Annotated in this window: 22 protein-coding genes; 10 read left to right on the top strand and 12 right to left on the bottom strand. The window is 71.2% G+C overall.

The window, feature by feature from the left end:
- Window positions 1–3 precede the first annotated feature (3 nt).
- Entirely contained in the window at window positions 4–897 is an 894-nt protein-coding gene (locus tag ACQP2X_RS11735; RefSeq protein WP_498696254.1) for a diguanylate cyclase domain-containing protein, read from the bottom strand.
- Between the two features lie 283 nt (window positions 898–1,180).
- Here ACQP2X_RS11735 and ACQP2X_RS11730 point away from each other — a divergent pair, with 283 nt between their 5' ends.
- Complete coding sequence (locus ACQP2X_RS11730) at window positions 1,181–1,387, top strand: DUF397 domain-containing protein (protein WP_203777612.1); 207 nt, start codon at window positions 1,181–1,183, stop codon at window positions 1,385–1,387.
- A 4-nt stretch (window positions 1,388–1,391) separates the two neighbouring features.
- On the opposite strand, the gene ACQP2X_RS11725 is transcribed toward ACQP2X_RS11730, so the two are convergent.
- Window positions 1,392–2,138: a helix-turn-helix domain-containing protein gene (locus ACQP2X_RS11725; RefSeq protein WP_498696253.1), complete on the bottom strand. Its 747-nt coding sequence runs from the start codon at window positions 2,136–2,138 to the stop codon at window positions 1,392–1,394.
- 225 nt (window positions 2,139–2,363) lie between these two features.
- Between ACQP2X_RS11725 and ACQP2X_RS11720 the strand changes: the two genes are divergently transcribed.
- A complete protein-coding gene (locus tag ACQP2X_RS11720) occupies window positions 2,364–4,670 on the top strand; it encodes a glycoside hydrolase family 9 protein (RefSeq protein WP_498696252.1) in 2,307 nt (768 codons plus the stop codon).
- Window positions 4,671–4,678: 8 nt separating this feature from the next.
- On the opposite strand, the gene sigJ is transcribed toward ACQP2X_RS11720, so the two are convergent.
- On the bottom strand, window positions 4,679–5,596 hold the full coding sequence (gene sigJ / locus ACQP2X_RS11715) for an RNA polymerase sigma factor SigJ (RefSeq protein ID WP_498696251.1): 918 nt from the start codon (window positions 5,594–5,596) through the stop codon (window positions 4,679–4,681).
- A gap of 3 nt (window positions 5,597–5,599) precedes the next feature.
- The gene (locus ACQP2X_RS11710; RefSeq protein WP_498696250.1) at window positions 5,600–6,544 is read right to left on the bottom strand and encodes an NAD-dependent epimerase/dehydratase family protein; all 945 of its coding nucleotides are present in this window, start codon (window positions 6,542–6,544) and stop codon (window positions 5,600–5,602) included.
- Between the two features lie 104 nt (window positions 6,545–6,648).
- Between ACQP2X_RS11710 and ACQP2X_RS11705 the strand changes: the two genes are divergently transcribed.
- From ACQP2X_RS11705 to ACQP2X_RS11685, 5 genes are all read left to right on the top strand, one after another.
- Complete coding sequence (locus tag ACQP2X_RS11705; protein ID WP_498696249.1) at window positions 6,649–7,155, top strand: MarR family winged helix-turn-helix transcriptional regulator; 507 nt, start codon at window positions 6,649–6,651, stop codon at window positions 7,153–7,155.
- A gap of 11 nt (window positions 7,156–7,166) precedes the next feature.
- Window positions 7,167–7,985, top strand: coding sequence for a helix-turn-helix transcriptional regulator (locus ACQP2X_RS11700; protein WP_498696248.1), 819 nt, complete (start codon window positions 7,167–7,169; stop codon window positions 7,983–7,985).
- Between the two features lie 75 nt (window positions 7,986–8,060).
- Window positions 8,061–8,360: an MmyB family transcriptional regulator gene (locus tag ACQP2X_RS11695; RefSeq protein WP_498696247.1), complete on the top strand. Its 300-nt coding sequence runs from the start codon at window positions 8,061–8,063 to the stop codon at window positions 8,358–8,360.
- 97 nt (window positions 8,361–8,457) lie between these two features.
- Entirely contained in the window at window positions 8,458–9,351 is an 894-nt protein-coding gene (locus tag ACQP2X_RS11690) for an NADP-dependent oxidoreductase (RefSeq protein ID WP_498696246.1), read from the top strand.
- A gap of 97 nt (window positions 9,352–9,448) precedes the next feature.
- Entirely contained in the window at window positions 9,449–10,000 is a 552-nt protein-coding gene (locus tag ACQP2X_RS11685) for a DM13 domain-containing protein (protein ID WP_498696245.1), read from the top strand.
- Between the two features lie 12 nt (window positions 10,001–10,012).
- On the opposite strand, the gene ACQP2X_RS11680 is transcribed toward ACQP2X_RS11685, so the two are convergent.
- The gene (locus tag ACQP2X_RS11680) at window positions 10,013–11,005 is read right to left on the bottom strand and encodes a LacI family DNA-binding transcriptional regulator (RefSeq protein ID WP_498696244.1); all 993 of its coding nucleotides are present in this window, start codon (window positions 11,003–11,005) and stop codon (window positions 10,013–10,015) included.
- Between the two features lie 77 nt (window positions 11,006–11,082).
- Between ACQP2X_RS11680 and ACQP2X_RS11675 the strand changes: the two genes are divergently transcribed.
- Genes ACQP2X_RS11675 through ACQP2X_RS11665 form a run of 3 tightly spaced genes read left to right on the top strand, consistent with a single transcriptional unit; the run spans window position 11,083 to window position 14,176 of the window.
- Entirely contained in the window at window positions 11,083–12,438 is a 1,356-nt protein-coding gene (locus ACQP2X_RS11675; protein ID WP_498696243.1) for an extracellular solute-binding protein, read from the top strand.
- A 3-nt stretch (window positions 12,439–12,441) separates the two neighbouring features.
- Entirely contained in the window at window positions 12,442–13,362 is a 921-nt protein-coding gene (locus ACQP2X_RS11670) for a carbohydrate ABC transporter permease (RefSeq protein WP_498696242.1), read from the top strand.
- A gap of 1 nt (window position 13,363) precedes the next feature.
- Entirely contained in the window at window positions 13,364–14,176 is an 813-nt protein-coding gene (locus ACQP2X_RS11665; protein WP_498696241.1) for a carbohydrate ABC transporter permease, read from the top strand.
- Here the strand turns inward: ACQP2X_RS11665 and ACQP2X_RS11660 are convergent.
- The 7 genes from ACQP2X_RS11660 to ACQP2X_RS11630 all read right to left on the bottom strand — a co-directional run bounded on the left by ACQP2X_RS11660 (window position 14,166) and on the right by ACQP2X_RS11630 (window position 24,127).
- Window positions 14,166–16,874 carry an AAA family ATPase gene (locus ACQP2X_RS11660; RefSeq protein ID WP_498696240.1) on the bottom strand — a complete coding sequence of 903 codons (2,709 nt, stop codon included), beginning with the start codon at window positions 16,872–16,874 and terminating at the stop codon, window positions 14,166–14,168. The genes ACQP2X_RS11665 and ACQP2X_RS11660 overlap by 11 nt on opposite strands.
- 76 nt (window positions 16,875–16,950) lie before the next feature.
- Window positions 16,951–18,672, bottom strand: a complete 1,722-nt coding sequence (locus ACQP2X_RS11655) for an ABC transporter ATP-binding protein (RefSeq protein WP_498696239.1) — start codon at window positions 18,670–18,672, stop codon at window positions 16,951–16,953.
- Window positions 18,669–20,327 carry an ABC transporter transmembrane domain-containing protein gene (locus tag ACQP2X_RS11650; RefSeq protein ID WP_498696238.1) on the bottom strand — a complete coding sequence of 553 codons (1,659 nt, stop codon included), beginning with the start codon at window positions 20,325–20,327 and terminating at the stop codon, window positions 18,669–18,671. Before ACQP2X_RS11650 ends, ACQP2X_RS11655 begins: the two co-directional genes overlap by 4 nt.
- The gene (locus tag ACQP2X_RS11645; RefSeq protein ID WP_498696237.1) at window positions 20,324–21,115 is read right to left on the bottom strand and encodes an ABC transporter ATP-binding protein; all 792 of its coding nucleotides are present in this window, start codon (window positions 21,113–21,115) and stop codon (window positions 20,324–20,326) included. Before ACQP2X_RS11645 ends, ACQP2X_RS11650 begins: the two co-directional genes overlap by 4 nt.
- Window positions 21,112–22,158 carry a FecCD family ABC transporter permease gene (locus ACQP2X_RS11640; protein WP_498696236.1) on the bottom strand — a complete coding sequence of 349 codons (1,047 nt, stop codon included), beginning with the start codon at window positions 22,156–22,158 and terminating at the stop codon, window positions 21,112–21,114. The genes ACQP2X_RS11645 and ACQP2X_RS11640 overlap by 4 nt, the downstream gene beginning before the upstream one ends.
- Window positions 22,155–23,147 carry a FecCD family ABC transporter permease gene (locus ACQP2X_RS11635; protein ID WP_498696235.1) on the bottom strand — a complete coding sequence of 331 codons (993 nt, stop codon included), beginning with the start codon at window positions 23,145–23,147 and terminating at the stop codon, window positions 22,155–22,157. The genes ACQP2X_RS11640 and ACQP2X_RS11635 overlap by 4 nt, the downstream gene beginning before the upstream one ends.
- Window positions 23,144–24,127: an ABC transporter substrate-binding protein gene (locus ACQP2X_RS11630; RefSeq protein WP_498696234.1), complete on the bottom strand. Its 984-nt coding sequence runs from the start codon at window positions 24,125–24,127 to the stop codon at window positions 23,144–23,146. Before ACQP2X_RS11630 ends, ACQP2X_RS11635 begins: the two co-directional genes overlap by 4 nt.
- Window positions 24,128–24,135: the final 8 nt, after the last annotated feature.

The raw sequence follows: 24,135 nt of genomic DNA, 5'->3' as shown, positions 1-24,135 counted from the left end.
CGGTCACCAGTAGACGGACGACTGCTGGTCCAGGTACGGATCGGCTTCGGCCCGGCTCGTGAGAGCGGTCGTGGGGATCGTGTCGACCATCGTGCCGGCGCCGTTCGGGCATCGGTAGCGGACCAGGGCCGCCCATTCGCAGGCGCTCTCGACCACTCCGGCCCGCCGGGCGCCGCTGCGGTGCACCCACACCGGGTCACCCGGCCGGCATGGCACCGCCGGCTCCGGGGCGGCCGGCCCGTACGTCTCGGTGTGGTCGCCGCTCTCGGTGGCCACGACCCAGGTGATGCCGGTCCGGCCGGTCGCTTTCGCGTGTCGCTTGGCGCTGAACATCGCCCGGTCCGCCCGGCGCAGCAGGTCGGGAAGGTCGGCCGAGCGCCCGGCCGGGACGACGCCGATCGAGGCGGTGACGGCCAGGGTCTGTCCCCGCACCCCCATCGGCGGCGCGATCGCCGCACTCAGCGAGCCGGCCACCTCGTGCCACCACGTGTCCGGAACGCCGGCGTGCGGGGCGCGCGGCAGGGCGGCGAACTCGTCACCGCCGAGCCGGGCCACCAGATGGTCGCCGAGGCAGGCGGCCATGCGCTGGGCGACCAGGCGGAGGACCTCGTCGCCGGCGTCGTGCCCGTACGTGTCGTTGATCGGTTTGAAGCCGTTGAGGTCGAGGATCACGACAGCCGGCGAGCGATCGTCGTCGCGCAGCAGCTCCGGGGCGAGCGCGTGGAAGAGGCGGCGGTTGGCGAGGCCGGTGAGCTCGTCGTGGCCGGCCATCCATCGCAGTGAGGCGCGCTCCTGCTCCAGTTGCTGGACGTGGGCCGCCAGCTGATCGATGCGGGCCTGGAGGTGGGCGACGTCGGAGGCGGCCGCGCCGGCGGCTGCGTGATCGAGGATCCGCATCGGCCGTCCTCTCAGAACTGCGGCGGACCAGCTGGCTGTCGAGTCGATGGCGAGGGATCACCGAGCGCCACAGTGGAATCATGACAGCGGGCCGGGGCCCGTGCAAGATTTCACGAGGACAGGTCTCACGATGACAGGATGCATCGGCGGCGACTTTCGGCTACCGTAAGTGGCGCCGCTTTCGTGGTGAAAGTTCCGGGCGTCCGATTCCGCACTTCAGATGGACATCGGAGCGGTGTCAGCTCAGTCACTTACAGCAATAACTCCAGGGGCGGGGGCACAGATGAGCAGCGAAACCGGCTGGATTATTTCCAGCAGGTCGACGGGTAACGGCGGCAGTTGCGTCGAGGCCCGCCGCCAGGACGGCCTCATCGAGGTCCGCAACAGCAAGGCCCGCGAGGCCGGCACCGTGGTGTTCACGACCGACGAGTGGGACTCGTTCCTGTTCGGCGCCAAGCGCGGCGAGTTCGACCGGCTCCTCACCGACTAGCTCGTCAGAAGAACTCCGCGACCGGCACGGCGTCTTTGCTGATGAGCTCGAAGACCCGCCGGTACTCGTCCACCTCGACCTGCTCCTCCAGATAGAGCGCGCCGATGTGGGACTCGAGGTAGACCACGTCCGGATCGTCGGGGTCGTCGAACTCCAGGATCCGGAAGGCGCCGGCCATCGCCGCGTGCGCCCCGACGGAGAACGGCAGCACCCGGATGTCGATGGTGTCCTGTCCGGACAGCCGCCGCAGATGCTCGATCTGCCCCTTCATCACCTGCTCGCCGCCGACCGGCCGGGCCAGCGCCCCCTCGCCGAGCACCGTCACGAGACGGATCGGCGGGGTACGGCCGAAGAGCGTCTTCTGCCGCTGCATGCGAAGGTTGATGTGGCGCTCGGCGACCTCCGAATCGGCCGGCTGCTCGGCGCCGAAGATGGCCCGGGCGTACTCCGGGGTCTGCAGCTCGCCGGGAACGACCTCGCCGTCGTAGCCGAACATCCGGGACGCGGACGCCTCCAGCCCGACATAGAGCTTGAACCACTCGGGAATGACCGGGCTGGCGTCCCACCACTCCTGCTGCGAGGTGCCCAGCGCGAGGTCGGCGAGGGCGTCGGTGATGCTCGGGTCGGCACCGTAGAGCCAGCACAGCGCGCGGACGTTGGCCCCGGTGACCGGGACCTTGCCCGTCTCGATGCGGTGCAGCGTCGGCTCAGAGATGCCCAGCCGCGCGTCGACCACATCACGCCGGCTCATGCCGGAGCCCGTGCGCAGCCGCGTCAACCGCCGCCCCAATGCCCGTCGCACGACGCGTTGGCCTGTGACCGGCACGCCTTACCTCCGCTTTGCCAACCCCTGTGGACGGTGATGCTGACCACCGTACTCGCGACGCCGCGTTGTCAACAGGCAACTCCTCACCGTGGCGGTGGTGTTAAGGTGCTGGGAGCGCTCCCATCAACGGATGTCGATAAGGCGGGCCTCATGCGGTGGAATTCCTGGTACCGGCGCTCCGCGGTGGCGGTCGTGACCGTCGCGCTCGCGGCGGCGGCGTTCGCAGTGGGCCCTGGCGGGCGGCCGGCCATGGCGGCGCCCGCGTTCGACTACGGCGAGGCGCTGCAGAAGTCGATGTTCTTCTACCAGGCGCAGATCGCCGGCCGGAAGCCCGCGTGGAGCCAGGTGTCGTGGCGCGGCGACGCCGCCATGACGGACGGCTCCGATGTGGGGCTCGACCTCACCGGCGGCTGGTTCGACGCCGGCGACCACGTCAAGTTCGGCTTCCCCATGGCGTTCACCACCACGATGCTGGCCTGGGGCGCGGTCGAGAACCGCGAGGCGTACGCCGCGTCCGGCCAGCTCAGCACCTTCCTCAACAACCTGCGGGTGCCCAACGACTACTTCATCAAGGCGCACCCCTCGGCCTCCGTGCTCTACGGGCAGGTGGGCAAGGGCGACGACGACCACAAATGGTGGGGCCCGGCCGAGGTGATGCCGATGGCGCGTCCGGCGTACAAGATCGACGCCAGCTGTGGCGGCTCGGACCTCGCCGGCGAGACGGCGGCCGCGATGGCCGCGAGCTCGATGGTGTTCCGGCCGACCGACGCGGCGTACGCCGACAAGCTGCTCACCCACGCTCGGCAGCTGTACGCCTTCGCGGACACGGTGCGCAAGGCGTACAGCGAGTGCGTCACCGACGCCGCCGCCTTCTACAAGTCCTGGAGCGGATATCAGGACGAGCTGGTGTGGGGCGCCATCTGGCTGTACCGGGCGACCGGCGACGCCGCGTATCTGGCCAAGGCGGAGAGCGAGTACGACGCCCTCGGCACCGAGCCGCAGACCACGACCCGCTCGTACAAATGGACTCTGGCCTGGGACAACAAACAGTTCGGGGCGTACGTGCTGCTGGCTGCCCTGACCGGCAAGCAGAAGTACGTCGACGACGCCGACCGCTGGCTCGACTGGTGGACCGTCGGCGTCAACGGCGAGAAGGTGCGGTACTCGCCGGGCGGCCAGGCGGTGCTCGACAGCTGGGGGTCGCTGCGGTACGCGGCCAACACCGCGTTCGCCGCGCTGGTCTACAGCGACCAGCTCACCGACCCGGTGCGCAAGGCCCGCTACCACGACTTCGCGGTCCGGCAGATCAACTACGCGCTCGGCGACAACCCGCGCGGGTCCAGCTACATGGTCGGCTTCGGCACCGGCGCCCCGCAGAACCCGCACCACCGGACGGCGCACGGCTCCTGGTGGGACAACAGCAGCACGCCGGCGAACACCCGGCACGTGCTGTACGGGGCCCTGGTCGGCGGGCCGTCCTCGCCCAACGACGCCTATCAGGACGTCCGCACCGATTACGTGATGAACGAGGTCGCCGTCGACTACAACGCCGGCTTCACCTCGGCCCTGGCCCGGCTCTACGGCGAGTACGGCGGCGCGCCCGCCGGCGGCTTCCCGGTCGCCGAGACGCCGGACCTGGACGAGATCACGGTGGAGACCACGGTCATGCAGAACGAGCCGCGGGCCACCGCCCTCAAGGTCATGGTCTACAACAAGTCGGCGTTCCCGGCGCGGGCGCTCACCGCATCGTCGTACCGCTACTACTTCCGCACGGAGGGCGCGGCGACCCCGCAGGTCACGCCGGGCTACACGCAGGGCTGCCCGGCGCCGTCCACCGCGAAGCAGTACTCCGGCGACGTCTGGTACGTCGAGGTGAACTGCGCCGGGCACACGATCGCGCCGGCCGGTCAGTCGGCGTACCGCATGGAGGTGCAGTTCAAGATCGGCGTGGCCGAGGGCGGCACGTGGGATCCGGCGAACGATCCGTCCTATCTGCCGGGCACCGCGGTGAATCCGAAGGTTCCGCTGTACGAGGCGGGCACCCGGATCTGGGGCCAGGAACCCGGCGCGACGACGCCCACCACTCCGACGCCGACGCCAACTCCGACGCCAACTCCGACTCCGACTCCGACTCCGGGCCCGGGGTGCCAGGTCGCGTACAGCACCGACGACTGGGGCGCCGGCTTCAGCGGATCGGTGGCCATCACCAACACCGGCACGTCCGCGTGGCCGGCCTGGACCCTCGCCTTCGACTTCCCGGGCAATCAGAAAATCACCCAGGGCTGGTCCGGGCAATGGAGCCAGACCGGCGCCCGCGTCACCGTGACCAACCAGTCCTGGAACGGCTCGGTGGCTCCCGGCTCGTCGGTCAGCGTGGGCTTCACCGCCTCGTACAGCGGCAGCAACCCGAGACCGGCCTCGTTCCTCGTCGACGGCACCACCTGCACGGCGAGCTGACCGACCAGCTACCGGCCTGGGCGGCCGGCGCGGATCCGGGCGCCCAGGTCGCTGACCTCGTCGAGGTGGCGGAGCTTGTCGGGGTTGACGACGGAGTGGATGGCCTGGATCGCCCCGTCGGCGACATCGAGGGCCAGCACACCGAAAAGCCGGTTCCGCGAGTCGCGGACCATCGCGCCGGGCCGGCCGTTGACCTCGGCGATCTCCAGACGTACGCCGTCATGAGCTCCCGCGATGGCCATCGCGGTCAGCAGGTGCCGTGCCACACGCTCGCGGCCGTTGACCGGCCGCGCCGGCGCGGGAACCTTGCCGCCACCGTCGCCACGCAGAACCACGTCCTGCGCCAGCAGCGCCTCCAGCGCCCGCAGGTCGCCCTGCCCGGCGGCGGCGAAGAACCGCCGAGCCAGCTCTTCCCGCTGCTGCCGGGAGGCGTGATATCGCGGCCGGCGTTCCTGGACGTGGGCGCGGGCCTTGGCCACCATGTGCCGGGTCGTGTCGACGTCGGTGCCGATGATGCCGGCGACCTCGGCGTACGGATAGTCGAACACCTCGCGCAGCAGGAACGCGGCGCGCTGCCCCGGCGACAGGGTCTCCAGCAGGACCAGGAAGGCCAGCGACAGCGAGTCGGCGGTCTCGGCCCGGTCGGCCGGCGACGGATCGGTGACCAACGGCTCCGGAAGCCACTCGCCGACATACCGCTCACGGCGTGCCCGGGCCGAGCGGAGCTGGTCGATGGCGAGCCGGGTGACCAGTGTGGCGACGTACGCCCGGGGCGAAGCGATCCGCTCGTCCCGTCCCAGCGTCTGATGCACGCGCAGGAACGCCTCCTGCACCATGTCCTCGGCCTCGCTCACGCTGCCGAGCATGCGGTACGCGATGGCGAACGCCCGCGGGCGCAGCTCGTCGTAGAGGTCGGCGGACGGCACCGGTCAGCCCAGTCCCTCGGCGAAGCCGGTACGCCAGCTCGGATAACGCAACGTCCAGCCCAGCTCGCTCTTGGCCTTCTCACTGGAGATGCCCCGAGCCTGGGTCATCATGTTCACCGGGGCCTCACCGGCCAGCATGCGGACGAGCCAGACCGGAAGGCGGCGCGGCGGCTTGGCGCCGAGCACACGGGCCAGCTCCGGCAGCCACTCCCCCACCGGCGCCGGATCATCGTCGGCGACGTGGTAGACGCCCCGATGGCCGCGCTCGACGGCCGCGACCGTGGCCGACGCGGCGTCGAGGATGTGCACCAGCGACCAGATGCCGGCGCCACCACCCACGATCGGGAACTTCCGCCGGCGGATCTGCCCGGCCATGGCCGCGCCGGGCGCGAGCTCGACGCCGGTGCCGGGGCCATAGAAGCCACCGTAACGAAGCACGATGCCCTCGGCCCACCCGATTCCGGTCACCGCCGACTCCACATAGCGCAGCGCGGCCACGGAGTCCTCGGCGTCGGCCGGCGGATTCGGCTCGATCCGGCCGCTCTCGTCGGCGACCGGGCCGCCGGCGCGTTCCATCCACATCGCGTTGCTCTGCGCCACGAACTTGCGCGCCCCGACGGCACGTGCGGCGGCCAGCAGGTGGTCGGTGCCCACGGTGCGCAGCCGATCGGTGGCCGCCGCCATCTGCTTGGCGCGCCGGAAGTCGGGCGGACCGCTCAACGCCGTCATCTGATGCACGACCACCTCCGGCTCGGCCTTGGCCACGGCCTCGGCCACCGCCTCGGGGTCGAGCGCGTCGACGACGACCGGTTCGGCGCCGAGGGCACGGAGGCGGCCGGCCTTGGCGGCCGAACGGGTCGCCCCGGCGACTTCGTGACCGCGGGCCAGAAGGTGGGTGACGAGGTGACGGCCGATCGCGCCGGACGCGCCGGCGAGGAAGATTCTCATGACAACGGAGACGAGGCGACACGGCACCGCATGAACGGCAGTTGCTCAGGTCACACCGGCGGTGCGGCTTGATCGTTCGAATTCTAAGCAAGTAAGCTCGCCGGGTGAGCGATCCGTCCCCCGGCCTGAGCTCGGAGCAGCTCGGGGCCTACTTCGCGCTCATGGAAGTGAGCAGCCTCCTGCAGTACGCGGTGGACGAGCACCTGCGCGCCGACGGCGATCTGAGCTACGTCCAGTTCCAGATCCTGGCCCGGCTGGTCGACTCGGCCGAGGGCCGGCTGCGGATGACCGACCTGGCCGACGGTGTGGTGTACAGCCGCAGCGGCCTGACCTATCAGGCCGGGCTCCTGGAGAAACGCGGCCTGGTCACCCGCGCGCCGTCGCCGGACGACGAGCGCAGTGTCATGGTCACGGTCACCGACGCGGGGCGGGCTCTCATCGCGCACGTGCTGCCGGGGCACGTGGAACGCGTACGGCAGCTGTTGTTCGACCCGATGGAGGGCCGTGACATCGTCACCCTGAGCAGCGTGCTCGGCCGGGTGCGCGAGCACATGCGCGCCACCCCGCCTCGCTCCGCCAAGCCGCGCGCCGGCCGCAACCGGGCCGAGTGAGGAGCGGCGGGATGGATCGGGCGCTGCTGGCCGACTTCCTGCGGGCCCGGCGCGAGGCGCTGCGGCCGGAGGACGTGGGGTTGCCTCCAGGCTCCCGGCGCCGCACCGGCGGGTTGCGACGGGAAGAGGTCGCGGTGCTGGCCGGCATGTCGGCCGACTACTACAGCCGCCTCGAGCAGCAGCGCGGCCCGATGCCGTCCGAGCAGATGCTGGCCGCGCTGGCCCGCGGCCTCCGGCTCGGCCCGGACGAGCGCGATCATCTGTTCCAGCTCGGCGGCCACTCGGCGCCGCGGCGCGCGCTGCGGGACGAACAGGCCAGCCCGGCCATGCGCCGGATCGTCGAGCGCATGTCGGACACGCCGGCGATCGTGCTCTCCCGGTTCGGCGAGGCGCTCCTGCAGACCCGGCCGGCGGTCGCGCTGCTGGGCGACTACCTCAGCTACCGCGGCATGGACCGCTACCTGGTCTACCGCTGGTTCACCGATCCGGCGCAACGCGCGCTCTTCCCTGAGGAGGACCACGACATCCGGGGCCGGGTCTTCACCGCGGAGATCCGCGCGGCGTACACGGCCGACCCCACCGGAACGGCCGGCGAGATCGTCGACGCGCTGCTGTCCGTCAGCCCCGCGTTCGCCGAGGTCTGGCGGCGGCACGAGGTCGGCCTCGTCCATCATCACGATCTCAAGCGCTACCAGCACCCGGAGCTCGGCGAGCTCGAGCTGTACGCCCGGCGGCTGATCGACCCCGACGAGGGCCAGGAACTGCTGGTCTATCTGGCCGAGCCCGGTTCACCGAGCGAGGAGAAGCTCCGGCGCCTGAGCGCCACGTGACGGTTATCCACGGACAAAAGATCCGTGGATAACCGCGCCATTCACCATCACCCCGGTTCGGATCACTCTGGACGAGTGGAGCGGGAACGTGTCGGGCCTTTTCTGGCGTACCTCGTCGAGCGACTGCCGGACCACCCGGCGATCGTGTTCTCGAGCCTCGGCGAGGTGCTGCTACGGACGCCACCCGCGGTGGGCCTGCTGATTGACGGCTGTCCGGACGCCGGCTCCCGCCTCCAGCGCTACCGGCACAGCCACCTGGGCGAGCTGGAGCTGTACCACCATGTCCTGGTAGATCCCGACGAGCGCCAGATTCTGCTTTTCTTCACCGCCGTGCCCGGCTCGGCGAGCGACGAGAAGCTCCGCCACCCGCTGTAGGCCAGGTCACACCAAACCCCTGTTGCTTCGAATTCGAAGCCTAGTATGGTCAAGGAGTGCTTCGAATACGAAGCACTTGACGAGAGAGAAGGCTCCCATGAAGGCAGTGCGCTTCCACGAGTACGGCGACTCGACCGTCCTGCGTTACGAGGACACCGAGCGCCCCGCCCCGGCCGCCGGCCAGGTCCTGATCCGGGTCGCCGGCACGTCGTTCAACGGCGTCGACGGCAACATCCGCGGCGGTTTCATGCAAGGCCCGATCCCGGTGACGCTGCCGCACACGCCCGGCATCGACGTCTCGGGCACGGTCGAGGAGCTGGGCGAGGGCGTGACCGCCGTCCAGGCCGGTGACCGGGTCGTCGGCTTCCTGCCGATGACCGACGACGGCGCCGCCGCCGAGTACGTCCTGGCCCCGGCCGAGATCCTGGCCCCGGCGCCGGCCAGCATCCCGCTGGCCGACGCGGCCGCGCTGCCCACTGTGGGCCTGACCGCCTGGCAGGCACTCTTCGACCACGCGAAGCTCACCGCCGGGCAGCGGGTGCTGATCAACGGCGCCCGCGGGGCGGTCGGCTCCTACGCCGCCCAGCTGGCCCGGAACGCCGGCGCCGAGGTCATCGCCGTCAACGGCCCTCGCAGCCAGGACGGCCTGCGCACCCTCGACGAGGTGACCGGGCCGGTCGACGTGGCGCTCAACCTGGCCCCGGTCGAGCCGGAGCGGCTGACCTCGCTGGCCGGGCTGATCCGCGACGGCGGCGTCCTGGTCAACACGACGGTCTGGATGCCCGCGCCGTCCGACGAGGCACGGGACGTACGAGGGATCGACCTTTTCGTCCGCAGCGACGCCGCCCAGCTCGCGCACCTGGTGTCGCTGGTCGACGCGGGCGAGTTGCGGGTCGACGTGGCCGAGCGGGTGCCGCTGGCCGAGCTGGCCACCGTGCACGCCCGGGCCGCCGCCGGCGAGCTGTCCGGCAAGACCGTCATCGTCGCCTGAACGGGGAATCCAGCCAGGGCATCGGATCCACGCCCTTTGGTACAACCGTCATCGCTCGGTAAGGTCTTTCGCGGCGCGGGCGGGGTGTACTGATCGCGTGCCTGTGCGCTCTTCTCTCAAGCCGATCGCCTGGATCGTGGCGGTGGTCCTGGGCCTCGCCGGCGGGGCCGGCCTGTTCTGGTTCCAGCCGTGGAAGCTGTTCACCGACCGCGAGGTCGACGAGGCCATCACCGAGCCGATAGTGCCGAGCCGTGCCGCGCCCGGGCCCTCGGCGCCGGTGGCGGCACCGACTCCGGGGCCCGCCCTGCTGCGCCGGGGAACCTTCATCAGCCACGAGCACACGACCACCGGTGTCGCCCGGCTGATCCGGCATCCGGACGGCCTCGTGGTCGAACTCGTCGGCCTCGACACCTCCAACGGCCCCGATCTGCGGGTCTGGTTGTCCGACCAGCCCGTTCGCGGCGGCGCCGCCGGTTGGCGGGTCTTCGACGACGGCGAGTGGCTCGAACTGGGACGGCTCAAGGGGAACAAGGGCAACCAGACCTACGCGGTCCCGGCCGGGGCCGATCTCGACGAGCTGACCAGCGTCAGCATCTGGTGCAAACGATTCAGCGTGTCCTTCGGAGCCGCGGCCCTCGAGACCGTCTGAGCGCGGGCGCGGCTAAGGCCGCGCCCGCCCGCGGTGCACCAGCGTGGTCGGAAGGACCAGTTGGCGTACGTCCTCGGCACTGCCACCGATGCGCTCGAACAGCAGGGTCGCCGCTTGCCGGCCCAGGTCGACGGCGTCATACGTCGCCAGGGCGACCGGGCGGGGCAACAGGTCGGCCAGTTCGACGTCGTCGAATCCGCCGATTCCCACGTCGCCGTGATGCGCGGCCGCCGCGTGCAGCGCCCCGACGCAGAGGCGGTTGTTGTCGGCGAACACGGCGTCGGCCTTCGCCGGCCCGGCCAGCAGCGCCGCGGCCGACCGGGTGGCGTCCTCGACCGTGTGGTTGCCGAGGCTGATCAGCTCCGGATCGAACGGCAGGCCCGCGTCGGCCAGCGCCTGCCGATATCCGGCCTGGCGGGCCGCGCCCGTGTGCACGGCCGGGTCGCCGCCGAGGAACGCGATGCGCCGGTGGCCGGCCGAGGCGAGATAGGCGACGGCGCGGCGGGCGCCGCCGAAGCTGTCGAGCACCACCGAGTCGGCCGGCACGCCTGGCGGAACGCGGTCGATGAAGACCATGGGCGCCCGGCGGGTCAGTTCCCGGTGCAGGTCGTGGTGGTCGTGGGCGGTGGGCACGACGAGCAGGCCGTCGACGCGGCGGCGGACGAGGTCACGCAGCAGATCGCGTTCCCGGTCGTAGTCCTGGCCGGTGCTGCCGACGACGAGCAGGTGGTCGTGGCGGCGGGCGATCTGTTCGGCGCCGCGGATGATGGCCGACCAGAACGGGTTGCCCGGGTCTTCGATGACCAGCGCGATGGTGTTCGTGGTCTGGCCGGGCCGCAGCGTACGGGCGATCTCGTTGCGGTGGAAGCCGAGCTCGGCGATGGCGCGCTCCACGGCGGCGCGCGTCTCGGGCCGGATGTAGCGCTCGTCGTTCACGACCCGTGAGACCGTCGCCGGGCTGACACCGGCCGCCTTCGCGACGTCGCGCATGGTGGGTTGCCGCACCAATTATCCCTTCTTGACCCCGCCGGAACTCGTTGATTAGCTTCTATGTATACGTTCTCAGAACCAGGGGGAAGAGTATGCGACGACGCACCGGAACTCTCCTGGCCGCACTGCTGGCCCTGACCCTGAGCGCGACCACGGCGTGCTCCGGCGGATCGGGCGGCGACAGCGAATCGAAGACCCTCACCGTGGCGTACCAGAAGTTCGGGACCTTCATTCAGATGGACGACCTGATGAACAAGGTCAAGGGCGAGTTCGAGCAGGCCCACACGGGCTGGACCGTGAAGCTGCTGCCGATCGAGGCGTCCGAGAACGACTACTACACCAAGCTCACCCTGATGAACCGGTCCCCCAACACCGCGCCGGACATCCTCTACGAGGACACGTTCCTGGTGAACACCGACATCCAGGCCGGCTTCCTCACACCGCTCGACAGCTACCTGGACAAATGGGCCGACTGGAGCCAGTTCACCGACGCGTCGAAGGCGGCCGCGAAGGGCCTGGACGGCAAGATCTACGGCGTACCGATGGGCACCGACACCCGCGCCCTCTGGTACAACAAGGACCTGTTCGCCAAGGCCGGGCTGCCGGTGCCCTGGCAACCGAAGACCTGGAACGACGTGCTGACGGCCGCGCGCACCGTCAAGCAGAAGCTGCCCGGCGTGATCCCGATGAACGTCTTCTCGGGCAAGGGCGCCGGCGAGGCCGCCAGCATGCAGGGCTTCGAGATGCTGCTGTACGGCACGGCGGACACCCTCTACGACGAGAACAGCAAGAAGTGGCTGGTCAATACACCCGGCTTCCTCGATTCCCTGAACTTCGTCAAGACCGTGTACGGCGAGAAGCTCGGCCCTGAGGTGCAGGACGCGCTCGACCCGAACTTCGGTACGCGGCTGAACTCCGAGCTGATCCCGAACAACAAGATCGCCATCGACCTGAACGGCTCGTGGCAGAGCGGGAACTGGATCGAGACCGGCGCCAAGCCCTGGCCCGAGTGGTCCAAGGTGCTCGGCCAGGCCCCGATGCCCACCCAGAACGGCCAGGCTCCCGGCTCGACCAGCATGTCCGGCGGCTGGGTGCTGTCGGTCGGCTCGCACGCCAAGGACAAGCAGGCCGCGTTCGACTACGTCACCCTCGCACTGAACAAGGAGAACTCGCTGGCGTACGACATCGCGGCCGGCCAGATCGCCGAGCGCAAGGACGTGGCGGAGGATCCGGCGTACCTGAAGTCGAATCCGACCCTCGAGTTCTTCACCGACCTGGTGCAGGTGACCCACTTCCGGCCCGCCTATCCGGAGTACCCGCGGGTCTCCAACGCCATTCAGGTCGCCATGGAGGCGGTGATGACCGGCCAGCAGACGCCCGATCAGGCCATGGCCACCTACGGCGACACCGTCAAGGCCGCCGTCGGCGCCGACAAAGTGAGTGGCTGAGGCGTGACGGCCACGACCCCGACGCGGCCCCCGGCGGTGCACGCTCCGGCGAGCGCGCCCCGCCGGGACCGCGGCCGCGTCCTGCGCCTCCTCGTACCGCTGTTGCCGGCGTTGCTGCTGCTCGCGCTCTTCTTCGTGGGCCCGATGCTGTGGAGCCTGTACACCGCGTTCACGAACTCCGCGCTCAGCGGCAGCGGCACCGTCGAGTTCATCGGCCTGGACAACTTCGAACGGCTGATGAACGACCCGTCGTTCTGGCATTCGATCCTGCTGACACTGGTGTTCGTGGTCGGCTCGGCGGTCATCGGCCAGAACACCCTCGGCCTGCTGATCGCCCTGCTGCTGCGCGGACGCCACCGGGCCACCCGCACGATGGTCACCGGGCTGGTGCTGGCCGCGTGGGCGGTGCCGGAAACGGTCGCGGCCTTCTGCTGGTACGCCTTCCTGCACCGCACCGGCACCCTCAACGAGCTGCTGCAGAACGTCGGGATGTCGCAGAACTGGCTCTACACCGCGCCGATGCTCGCGGTCATCCTGGCCAACGTGTGGCGCGGCACCGCGTTCAGCATGCTCGTCTACGACGCCGCGCTCTCCGAGGTGCCTCCCGACCTGCTGGAGGCCGCCGCCATCGACGGCGCCTCCGGCTGGCAGCGGCTGCGCCACGTCACGCTGCCGCTGATCCGCCGCTCCATCGTCACCAACCTCATGCTCATCACCCTGCAGACACTGGCCGCGTTCGGCCTGATCTTCGTGATGACCGGCGGAGGGCCCGGCACGGCCAGCCAGACCACGCCGCTCTACATGTACGAGCAGGCGTTCAAGTTCTACGAACTCGGCTACGGCACCGCGATGGCGCTCGTCCTGCTCGCCGTCGGCGCCATCTTCTCCGCGATCTACCTGCGGCTGATCCGGTTGGAGGATTGAGATGGCCCGGCGACTGGCGACGTATCTGGCCCTCCTGCTGATCGCAATCTGCTTCCTGCTCCCGTTCACCTGGCTGCTGATCGCCTCGATCCAGCCGCACTCGGGGCTCTCGGCGGAACTCACCGGCCAGTTCTCACTGGCGAACTTCTCCGACGTGCTCACGCCCGAGACCGTCTTCCGCCCGATGCTCAACTCACTGATCATCTCCGGCGGCACGGCCATCGTCACGGCCGCCGTCGCGACGTTCGCCGCGTATCCGCTGTCGCGCTATCGCAACCGGTTCGGCCGCGGCTTCCTCTACGCCATCCTGTTCGCGACCGGGCTGCCGATCACCGCGGTCATGGTGCCCGTCTACGCCATGTACAGCCGGTTCAACCTCGTCGACTCGGTGCCGGCCACCATCGCGTTCATGACGGCGTCCGCGTTGCCGTTCGCCATCTGGATGATGAAGAACTTCATGGACAGCGTGCCGCTCAGCCTGGAGGAGGCCGCCTGGACCGACGGCGCGGGCTGGTTCCAGTCGCTGCACCGCATCGTGCTGCCGCTGATGGTCCCCGGCCTCACGGTCGTCTTCATCTTCACCTTCGTGCTGCAGTGGGGAAACTTCTTCGTTCCGTTCATCCTGCTGCTCAGCCCGGAGAAGCAGCCGGCCTCGGTGACCATCTACACCTTCTTCTCCCAGTACGGGCAGGTGGCGTACGGCCAGCTCGCCGCCTTCTCGATCCTCTACACGGTGCCGGTGATCCTGCTGTACTCGGCGGTGTCCAAGGCGCTCGGCGGAGCGTTCAGCCTCACCGGCGCCGTCAAGGGCTGACCGGAAACGCGTCGCGCAACTGCCGCCGGGAGGTGACGCCGAGCTTCCCGAAGACCTTGCGCAGGTGCCACTCGACGGTGCGCGGGCTGAGGAACAGCCGCGCCGCCACCTCCGGGTTGGTGAAGCCGTCCCGGACCAGCTGGGCGATCTGCCGCTCCTGAGCGGTCAGCTCCACGCCGGCGGCCGGCGCGACCTCACGTCTCCGCACGGTCTCGCCGGTGGCGAGGAGCTCCCGGCGCGCGCGCTCGGCGAATCCCTCCATCCCGATCGTCACGAACATGTCGTACGCCGTACGCAGGTGTTCGCGGGCGTCCCCGCCCCGCCGTTCGCGGCGCAACCACTCGCCGTACAGCAGATGGGCCCGCGCCAGCTCCGGGCGCAGGCCGGTCTGCCCGAGCTTCTCGATCGCCTCGGCGTACCACTCGGCCGCGACCTCGCCCTCGGCCAGCAGTGCCCGGGTGCGCGCCTCGATGCCCCGCGCGAACGGGGTGGCGAACGGCTGAGTCTCCGTGACGAGCCGGGCCAGGGCGTCGAGCGCCACCTCCGATTCGCCCACGCGAACCGCGGCCTCCACCAGTTCCGGCAGCACCCAGGTGGAGATCGTCGGGTCCGAGAAGTCCCCGGTGGACTCGATCGCGCGCAGCGCCTCCGCATAACGGGCCAGTCCGTTGTAGAGGACGGCTGCCGCCCAGTTGGCCGCGACGACACCCATGCCGAAGCCGGCGGCGGTCGAACTCGTGATGGTGGGCCCGATGATCTGGGCCGCCTCGGCCTCGCGCCCCTGGAGCGAGAGCAGGCGCAGCTGGGCGTAGGGCGGTATCGGACTGCCGATCGCCTGGGAAACCGTGTCGGCCTCGGCCATGAGGGCGGACGCGGCCTGGAAGTCTCCGCTCCAGGACGTGATGAGGCACAACGAAGAGAGGTGGTACGGCAGGTCGGTGAGCGCACCGGCCTCCCGCACGACGCGGGCCTGCCGGGCGTACATGGCCCGCATCGCGTCGTCGTCCCAGATCGCGCCGGCGGCGCCCGCCGCGACCCAGCCCCACTTCACGACGTCGTCGGCCGAGATGTCCATGAGAACCTTCGCGGCCTCCCGCAGCGCGGCGGCCGCGACGGCGCGTCCCTCGGTGACCAGCAGGGTCAGGCCGTCGAGCAGAAGATCGATCGGGCGCGGGTCCGGCGGCGGCGGCAGCGCCCTCGCCGCGGCCGACACCGCCCGGAGGCTCTCGGGCTGCGAGACCGAGATCGCCACGCCCCACGCCGACATGAAGACGTCGCGGGCGAGTTGGCCGTCCACGGTCGCCAGGCGCTGGGCCGAGGCCAGCAGCAGCTCCGTGGCTTCGCGACCGTGACCGGACGCGAAGGCGACCTGTCCTCGCAGCGCCATGGCCCGGCCGGCGGCGAGCGCGTCCACCTGCTGCTCGCCGAGGACGCTCAGCAGTCGCCGCACCTCGTCGAGGTCGCCGGCCCGCAGGCAGGCCTCGGCGGCCGCGAGCAGCCGGCCGGTGCGCCGCCGCGGATCGGCGGTCAGGACGACCGCACGCCGGAGGGCGGCGGCCGCCGCGGCCATTCCGCCCCGGGCCTGGGCCTGGGCGGCCGACCTCTCCAGTTCGGTGGCGACCGCCTCGTCGGGGCCGGACGCGGCCGCGGCGAGGTGCCAGGCGCGCCGGTCGGCCGCGTCCTGCCGGTCGGTGGCCTCGGCCAGGGCCAGGTGCGCGGCCCGGCGGTCGCGGGGCTCGGCCGCCCGGTACACGGCCGAGCGCACCAGCGGGTGCCGGAAGGTGGCCCGCTCGGCCAGGCTCAGCAGACCGTCCGTGTCGGCGGTGGCCGGCGAGACGCCGAGCCGTTCGGCCGCCCGCAGCACCAGGTCGGGGTCGCCGACCGGCTCCGCGGCCGCGATGAGCAGCAGCAGGCGGCTCGGGGCGGGCAGTTCCCGGACCCGGTCGAGGAAGCTCTGCTCGATGCGGCCCGGCAAGCTGTCGGCGTCGAGCAGTCCGAGGCCACCGGCGATCCGCGTACGGCTCGGTCCGTGCGGCAGCTCGATCAGAGCGAGCGGGTTGCCCTGGCTCTCCGCGACGATCCGGTCGCGGATGCCCCGGTCGAGCGACGCGCGGGTGATCGAGTCGAGCAGGGTGTGTGCGTCGTCGTCGCGCAGACCCGTGATCGCCAGCTCGGTCAAGCCGCGGATCTCGGGGCCCGGGACCCGGGTGCCGAACAGCAGACCGATCGGCTCGGCCAGCAGCCGCCGGGCCACGAAGCCGAAGATCTGCGCCGAGGCCCGGTCGAGCCACTGGGTATCGTCGATCACGCAGAGCAGCGGGCGGCTCTCCGAGGCGTACGACAGGAGCTCGAGCACGGCCAGACCGACGAGCAGCAGGTCCGGCGGTGCTCCCACCCGCAGGGCGAACGCCGTCTCGAGGGCCTGGCGGCGGGGTGCGGGAAGGTCCGGCAGCCGGTCGAGCAGCGGCAGGCACAGCTGATGGACGGCGGCGAAGGCCAGCTCCATCTCGGACTCGGTGCCGCCGACCCGCAGGACGCGAAGACCGGCGGCGTTCTGCCGCGCGTAGTCGAGCAGGGCGGACTTGCCGACGCCGGCGGGACCGTGCAGCACGAGCACCTGACTCTGGCCGGCGCCGACGGCCACGATCAGACGATCGAGAGCCGCGCGTTCCTCGTGGCGGCCGACAAACGTGGTCATGCGGAACCGTCCCGGTCCGGCCGGCCGGCCACCCCATCGCGGGTGCCGGCGTTCACCACCATCGGCCTGGCTGCCGTCATCGCCCGCGCCGCCCCTCGGTCACCTCGATCTCGACACGATAAGCCTTCCACAGTTCGGCATAGATGCCGCCGGAGCCGGTCAGCTCCTGGTGTGTGCCGGTCTCCACGATGCGGCCGTGGTCCATGACGATGACGCGGTCGCATGCGGCGGCCTGCGTGAGGCGATGGGCGATGATCAGGCCGGTGCGCCCGGCCAGGGCGGCCCGGGCGGCGTGGTCGAGCGGGCCCGCCTGCGCCGATCCGGCCTCGGCGGTGGCCTCGTCGAGGATGGCGAGTTCCGGGTCGGCGAGAAGCAGCCGGGTGAGGGCGATCTGTTGCGCCTGCGCGTCGGTGAGCGGATGGCCTCCGGCGCCGACCACCGTGTCGATGCCGTCGGGCAACAGGTCGGCGAGCCCGGCGGTGCCGGTGGCGCCGAGCGCCGCCTGGATGTCGCGATCGGTGGCCTCGGGGGCGGCGAGTGTCAGGTTCTCGCGCAGGGTTCCCGCGAACACGTGCACCTCCTGTGTGATCACCGCGGTGCGGCCCGGCCGGGTCACGGTTCCGGCCCCGGGCCGCAGGATTCCCGCGATCACCGCGGCGAGCGTGCTCTTTCCGGCTCCCGAAGCGCCGACGACCGCGACGTGTTCGCCGGGCGCGATGGCGAAGCTGACATCGTCGAGGGCGGGAGGGCCGTCGCCATAGCGGAAAGTGATCCCCTGGAGCCGTACGGCGGAAGCGGTCCTGTCCTTGATCCGCGCGGCCGGGATGGTGACGACTCCGATCATGCGGTTCAGCGAGGCCAGGGCCGACTGGAGGGTGTCGATCACGAACAGCAGTTCGTTGACCGGGCCGAGCAGGCGCAGCACGAGAAGCATGGCGGTGGTGGCGCCGCCCACGGTCGACGCGCCCCGGTCGACCAGGACGAAGCCGGCGACGAGGACGGCGGCCAGGCTCAGGCATTCGCCGAGGTTGAGCCGGGCGCTGAGCATGCTCTGGACGATCCGGGCGCGCAGCGACCGCACCGCGACGGCCCAGGAGGCGGTCATCACGGCCCGGTGCCGCTGGTCGGCGAGCCCGAAGCCGAGCACGGTGGCGTAGCCGCGCTGGGATTCGAGGATCTGCTGGGCCCGGGCGCTCATCGCCGTACGTTCGTCGCGGTACACCCCCGGCCCGGTGCGCAGGTACCAGCGCATGGCGAGCGCGTAGACCGGCAGCACGACGGCGAAGGCGGCGGCGTACGGCCACTCCAGCGCGGCCAGCCCGCCCACCGACACGACGATGGTGAAGCCGGTGACGGTGAGCGCCGGGATCACCGCCGGCGCGGCGTCGGCCACGGCGGTGACGTCGTCGCTGGTCCGGGAGATCAGATCGCCGGTGCCGGCGTGCTCGACGACATGCTGGGGAAGGGTCAGGGCGTGACCCACGAGCCGCTCGCGGAGCGCGGCCAGAATGGTGTGGTAGGCGCGGGTGGCGAGCACGATCGTCACCGCGGTGCCCACCGCGCCGAGGACTGCCGCGAGGGCCATGACGGCGGTGACGGCCAGGACGGTGCCGGCGCCGGCCGTGCCCGCCCGCACGCGGTCGACGAGATAGCCGATCGCCACGGGTGGGATCAGGCCGGCGCCGGTGCTGACGATCCCGAGCACGCCGGTCGCGGCCAGCCGCAGCCGGTGCCCGCGGCTGAGCCGCCACACCTCACGGGCGGTCTCCCGGCCGCCCGCGGCCGGCAGCCCGGTCATTGTGCTCTCCTCGGGTCCTCGACGACGCGGTCGCAGACGCCGAGCAGCGCCGGGGCCGAGGTGATGAGCAGCGTCGAGCGTCCCCGGCGGATGTCGTGCAGCCGCCCGGCGATCGCGTGCTCGGTGACCGGGTCGACGGCGGTGGTCGGGTCGTGGAGCACGAGCACGGGCGCGTCGCCGGACAGGGCGCGGGCGAGCGCGATCCGCTGGCGCTGGCCGCCGGAGAGGCGGTGGCCGTCCTCACCGACCGGAGCGTCGACATCGGTGACGAAGTCGTCGCAGGCGGCCGCGCGGAGTGCGGCATCCCCGGTGACGACGAGGTTGTCGCGGATGGTGCCGCTGAACAACGTCACCCGGTGCGGGGCGACGGTGACCCGGGAGCGGTACGCGGCCGGAGACAGCTCCCGCACCGCGAGTCCGTCCAGCCGGACCTGGACCTCGTCGGCACTCCACGGATTCAGCAGGGCGCCGGCCAGACGGGCCGCGGTGCGATCGTCGGTCAGAACCCCGACGAGCTCACCCGGCTCGACCCGGACCGATGGGCCTGGTCCGGACACCTCCAGCACGGGCAGTGGCGCGACCTCGCCGGTGGCGGGAGTGGCGGCGCCGTCGTCCGGCCGGGCCTCCCTGACGCGCGCGGCCGCCGCCCGGGCACCGGCCAGGTTGGGGATCGACACGTTCGCGATCGACTCGATCTGCGGCAGGAGCGCCTGGGTGAGGCCGACCGCGGCGATCAGCTCGCCGGCGCTCAGCCGCCCGTCCACGGCGAACCAGCCCGCCAGCCCCATCACCGTCGCGACGAACACGCCGGTGACCACGCCCGAGCCCACGAGGAAGCGGCCCAGCAGCCCCGCGTTGCGTTCCGCGCCGGCGAGGGTCTCCTGACTCGCCTGCCGATAACGCCTGGTCGCCTCGGCCTCGGCGCGGACGCCGATCCCCTTGACGACGCGATAGCCGGCGACGAGGTCGGTGGCCCGCCCGACGGTGGCGGCCAGCAGCCCCTGATATTCGCGGGTGTCCCGCGAGAACCGCTCGCTGAGCACGCCCATCAGCCAGACCGCGACCGGCGCCCCGATCAGCACCACGAGCCCGAGCGGCCAGTGCATCGCCAGCAGTGACACGGCGATGAATCCCATGGACGCGATCCGCGCGACAGGCATGATGGCCAGGATCACCGCGTTGGCCAGGCGGGCGACGTCGTTCGTCATCAGCGACACGACACTGCCCTCGGGCGCGCGGGCAGTTCCGTCGACGGGATGCAGCACACCGGTCGAGAGGGCGCCGCGGAGCCGGTGCTGCAGCAGCTGCACCGCGTAGGCGGTCAGCCGCAGACAGAGCTTCGCGGCCGACGTCAAGGCGACGTACACGGCGATCAGCACGCCGAGCCACAGCCCCAGCTGTCGCGCGTCCCCGGTCGCCAGCGCCCGGTCGATGGCGAGCCCCATCACCACCGGGACCGCCGACTCGCCCACCTGCCACACGATCGCGAACAGCATCGCGGGCACGGTGACCCGCGGCAGCGAGAAGATCAGGCGCGGCAGCAGCCGGCCCTCCAACGGCGGGGTTCTCGGCGGCTCGGCGGGAGTGTGCAGCAGAACGGGCAGCCCGCGGGTCAACGGTCCGCGCCCCAGCCCCTTCGGATCGCGGCTCGTCAACGGCGGTCCCGCCCCAGCGGCACCACCTGCGGGGTGCCGGCCACCGGGTCGGGCACCACCAGACACCGCAGATCGAACACCTTTTCCACGAGCTCGACCGTGACGACCTGGTCGGGCGGGCCCTCGGCGACGACCTGGCCGTCCTTCATCGCGATCAGGTGCGTGCCGTAGCGGGCGGCGTGGTTCAGGTCGTGCAGCACCGCCACCATGGTGTGCCCGGCGAGGTGCAGGTCGGTGAACAGCTCCATCAACTCGATCTGATGGGTGATGTCGAGGAAGGTGGTCGGCTCGTCCAGCAGCAGGATGCCGGTGTGCTGGGCGAGCGCCATCGCCACCCACACCCGCTGCCGCTGGCCACCCGACAACTCGTCCACCAGGCGAGCGGACAGGCCGATGACCGCGGTCTGCTCCATCGCCCGGGCCACGGCCCGCTCGTCGTCCTCGGTCCACTGCCGGACGAGGCCCTGGTACGGATATCGGCCGCGCGCCACCAGATCGGCGACGGTGATCCCGGCGGGCGCGATCGCGGTCTGCGGCAGCAATCCGACCCGCCGGGCCACCTCCTTCGTCCGGTAGGAGCGGATGTCCTCGCCGTCCAGGACGATCCGGCCCGCGCTCGGCCTGAGCAGCCGGGCCAGCCCGCGCAGCAACGTCGACTTGCCGCACGCGTTCGGGCCCACGATCACCGTGAACGACCCGTCCGGTATCGACACCGACAGGCCCTCGCTGATGGCGCGTTTGTCGTACCCGAGGGATGCCCCCTCGACGTGGAGCCGGGATGCCTTCACAGTCGTCGCCTCGCTTCGGTGAACAGCAGCCAGCCCAGATATCCGCCGCCGAGCATGACGGTGACGACCCCCACCGGCAGCGGACTGGGTGCGACGTGCTGGGCGATGTAGTCCGCGGCCAGACACAGCAGCGCGCCGACGAGGGCGGCCGGCGCGAGGGTGATCCCCGCCGTGCGCGCCAGCCGGCGGGCGATCTGCGGGGCGACCAGGGAGATGAACACGATCGGACCGGACGCGGCGGTCACGGTCGCGGTCAGCGCGACTCCGACCACGATCAGACCGAGGCGTACGGCCGGTACCCGCACCCCGTGGGCGGCGGCGGCATCGTCGCCCAGCTCCATCTGCCGCATCGGCCGGCTCAACAGGGCCGCCGTCAGCAGGAGCACAGCGATGCAGGCGCCGCCGACGGCCACCTGGTTCCAGGACACGCCGTTGAGCGATCCGGCGCCCCACGCGGCCGCGGCCATCGCCTGCTCCAGCTCCGCCTTGAGGATCAGCCAGGTGTTGAACGACTCGAGCATGGCGGCGACGCCGATGCCGACGATGATCAGCCGGAATCCCTGCACCCCGCGCCGATAGGCGAGCACGTACACGGCCAGGACCGTGGCCATGCCACCCACCAGCGCCCCGCCGACCAGCTGCCAGTAGGAGCCGTTGACGACCAGGATCACGACCAGCGCTCCGGTGAAGGAGCCCTGGGAGAACCCGATGACGCCGGGGTCGGCGAGCGGGTTGCGCAGGGTCGACTGGAAGACCGCGCCCGACACGCCGAGCGCGGCGCCGAACACCAGCGCCGCCACCACCCGGGGCAGCCGCCACTCGACCACGATGTCGTGGACGAGTCCGGTCTCGCCGCCGGTGAGCGCGGAGAACACCTGCCCGGGACCGAGCTGGTACGACCCGGTCATCAGCGCGAGCACCGCCGTGCCCGCCACGGCCAGTGCGAGCACGGCGCAGACGACGACCGAGCGCCCCTCGAGACGTACCCCGATCCCCCGCCGCCGCAGCACCAGCACGCGCCGCCCGAAGTCCACGGTGCTCACAACCCGCTCGCCTTCTTGCGCCGCACCAGCGCGATGAGAACGGGAGCGCCGACGAACGCGGTGACGACGCCGACGGGGATCTCGCTCGGGTGCATGACGACGCGCCCGAGGACGTCGGAGGCCAGCACCAGCAGGGGTGCCAGCAGGACGCTGTAGGCGAAGATCCAGCGCTGGTGCGGCCCGGCGATCCAGCGGGCCACGTGCGGCACCATGAGCCCGACGAAGGCGATGGGACCGGCGATCGCTGTCGCTCCGCCGGCCAGCAGGGTGAGCGAGAGGATGGCGAGGATCCGGGTCCGGGCCAGCCGTACGCCGTGAGCGACCGCCAGCTCGTCACCAAGAGCCATGGCGTTGAGCGGACCCGACACCGCGAAGGCCAGGACGAGGGCCACCGCGAAGAACGGCAGGATCGGCCACACCACCTCCAGCGGGCGGCCCGCGAGGGAGCCGGCGTTCCACGAGCGCATCGCGTCGAAGGCCTCCGGGTCGGCCAATTGGAGCGCCTCCCGGGCGCCACCGAGCACCGCGCTGACACAGACCCCGGCCAGCACCATGACCACCGGCGACCGCCCCTGCCTGGTCGACCCGAGCGCGAGCACCAGGAGGGTGACGATCAGGGCTCCCACGAAGGCGAACCACATGTAGCCACCCATCTCGCGGACTCCGAGCAGTCCCACCGCGACCGTCACCGCGAAGGACGCGCCGGCGTGGACGCCGAGGATGCCCGCGTCGGCCAGCGGGTTGCGGGTGAGCGCCTGGATCAGCGCGCCCGACAGGCCGAGCGCCGCGCCCACCACGAGGCCGACGACGGTGCGCGGCAGCCGGTAGTCACGGATCGCGAACTGGTCGATGTCGGCCGAGGGATGCACCAGCGCGTCCCACACCACCGACGGCGCGATCGCCGTCGACCCGATCATGAAGCTGAGCACCAGCAGGACCAGCAGGGCGGCCAGCGCGACGACCAGCCCGGCGTGACGGCGTGCAGTCACTCCTTGGCGGGCAGGGTCGCCAGCGCCTTGTCGAGCGACTCCAGATATTGCAGGACGGGACCGTACGAGTTGTTGCCGGGGCAGAAGACGCCGAGCGCGCGACCGGACTTCACGGCCGGCAGCGCCTTCCAGGTGTTGGTGGCGACCACCGGCGCGAAGGGCGCTTTGGGCTGGCCCGCGGCGTCGACGGGATAGGTGATCACGTCGTACTTGGACAGCCCCGCGATCTGCTCGAACGGCAGGGCCGTCCAGCCCAGGGGGTCCGCGCCCGCGGCCGCCTGGGGGAAGTTCATGCCGAGGTCACCCTGGGCGATCTCGACGCACCCGAAGTCCGCCACGGAGAAGGTTCCGGGATCGGAGCTGTCCCAGCGGTCCACGTTGACGAACTTGGTGCCGGCGATGAGCGCGCTGTACGTCTTCTTGATCGAGGCGATCTTCTCCTGGAACTGCGCCTTCTGCCCGCTGAGGCCGTCGCTGAGGTTGCTCGCCTGCGAGAGCCCGTCGGCGAGGGCCTTCCACTCGACGTCGAGGCCCCAGAAGACCGTCGGGGCGACCGTCTCCAGCTGCTTCTTGATCTGCTCGAACTCGCTGTCGGGGAGCTGGGCCAGGATGAGGTCCGGCTTCAGACCGGCCAGCTTCTCCATGTCGACCTGGTCGCCGCTGGCGCCGAGGGTCGTGGCCGCCTCGAACGTGGCTTTCTGTTCCTGGGGAATGAGGCCGAGCTCGGAGGCGCCCACCTCGGTGACGCCGACCGGCTTGCCACCCATGTCGATCAGCGGAAGTGTCGTGTTGCCGATGGTGACGATCCGCTGCGGGGCGGCGGGCACCTCGACCGTGCCGTTGCCGGCCGTGACCGTGCGCTTCTCAGGAGTCGTACGGCCGGGGTCCTCGCTGGTGCCACCGCAGGCGGAGAGGACGAGCGTGGCACCCAGCAGGGCGGCGGCCAGGGCCGCGCCCCGTCGCAGGCGTGTCGTGGTCATGGTTGTGC

The organism is Actinoplanes sp. CA-131856, from assembly GCF_050956135.1.
GTDB lineage: Bacteria > Actinomycetota > Actinomycetes > Mycobacteriales > Micromonosporaceae > Actinoplanes.
Note: the sequence above shows the minus strand (reverse complement) of the source record. Positions and strands in the feature narration are given on the sequence as shown.

Excerpts from the sequence above, each read along its gene's own strand:
- ACQP2X_RS11725 (WP_498696253.1), bottom strand. The coding sequence starts at position 2,138 with ATGAGCCGGCGTGATGTGGTCGACGCGCGGCTGGGCATCTCTGAGCCG.
- ACQP2X_RS11690 (WP_498696246.1), top strand. The coding sequence starts at position 8,458 with ATGAAGGCAGTGCGCTTCCACGAGTACGGCGACTCGACCGTCCTGCGT.
- ACQP2X_RS11675 (WP_498696243.1), top strand. The coding sequence starts at position 11,083 with ATGCGACGACGCACCGGAACTCTCCTGGCCGCACTGCTGGCCCTGACC.
- ACQP2X_RS11655 (WP_498696239.1), bottom strand. The coding sequence starts at position 18,672 with ATGACCGGGCTGCCGGCCGCGGGCGGCCGGGAGACCGCCCGTGAGGTG.
- ACQP2X_RS11630 (WP_498696234.1), bottom strand. The coding sequence starts at position 24,127 with ATGACCACGACACGCCTGCGACGGGGCGCGGCCCTGGCCGCCGCCCTG.
- ACQP2X_RS11665 (WP_498696241.1), top strand. The coding sequence starts at position 13,364 with ATGGCCCGGCGACTGGCGACGTATCTGGCCCTCCTGCTGATCGCAATC.
- ACQP2X_RS11720 (WP_498696252.1), top strand. The coding sequence starts at position 2,364 with ATGCGGTGGAATTCCTGGTACCGGCGCTCCGCGGTGGCGGTCGTGACC.
- ACQP2X_RS11735 (WP_498696254.1), bottom strand. The coding sequence starts at position 897 with ATGCGGATCCTCGATCACGCAGCCGCCGGCGCGGCCGCCTCCGACGTC.
- ACQP2X_RS11730 (WP_203777612.1), top strand. The coding sequence starts at position 1,181 with ATGAGCAGCGAAACCGGCTGGATTATTTCCAGCAGGTCGACGGGTAAC.
- ACQP2X_RS11710 (WP_498696250.1), bottom strand. The coding sequence starts at position 6,544 with ATGAGAATCTTCCTCGCCGGCGCGTCCGGCGCGATCGGCCGTCACCTC.
- ACQP2X_RS11700 (WP_498696248.1), top strand. The coding sequence starts at position 7,167 with ATGGATCGGGCGCTGCTGGCCGACTTCCTGCGGGCCCGGCGCGAGGCG.
- ACQP2X_RS11660 (WP_498696240.1), bottom strand. The coding sequence starts at position 16,874 with ATGACCACGTTTGTCGGCCGCCACGAGGAACGCGCGGCTCTCGATCGT.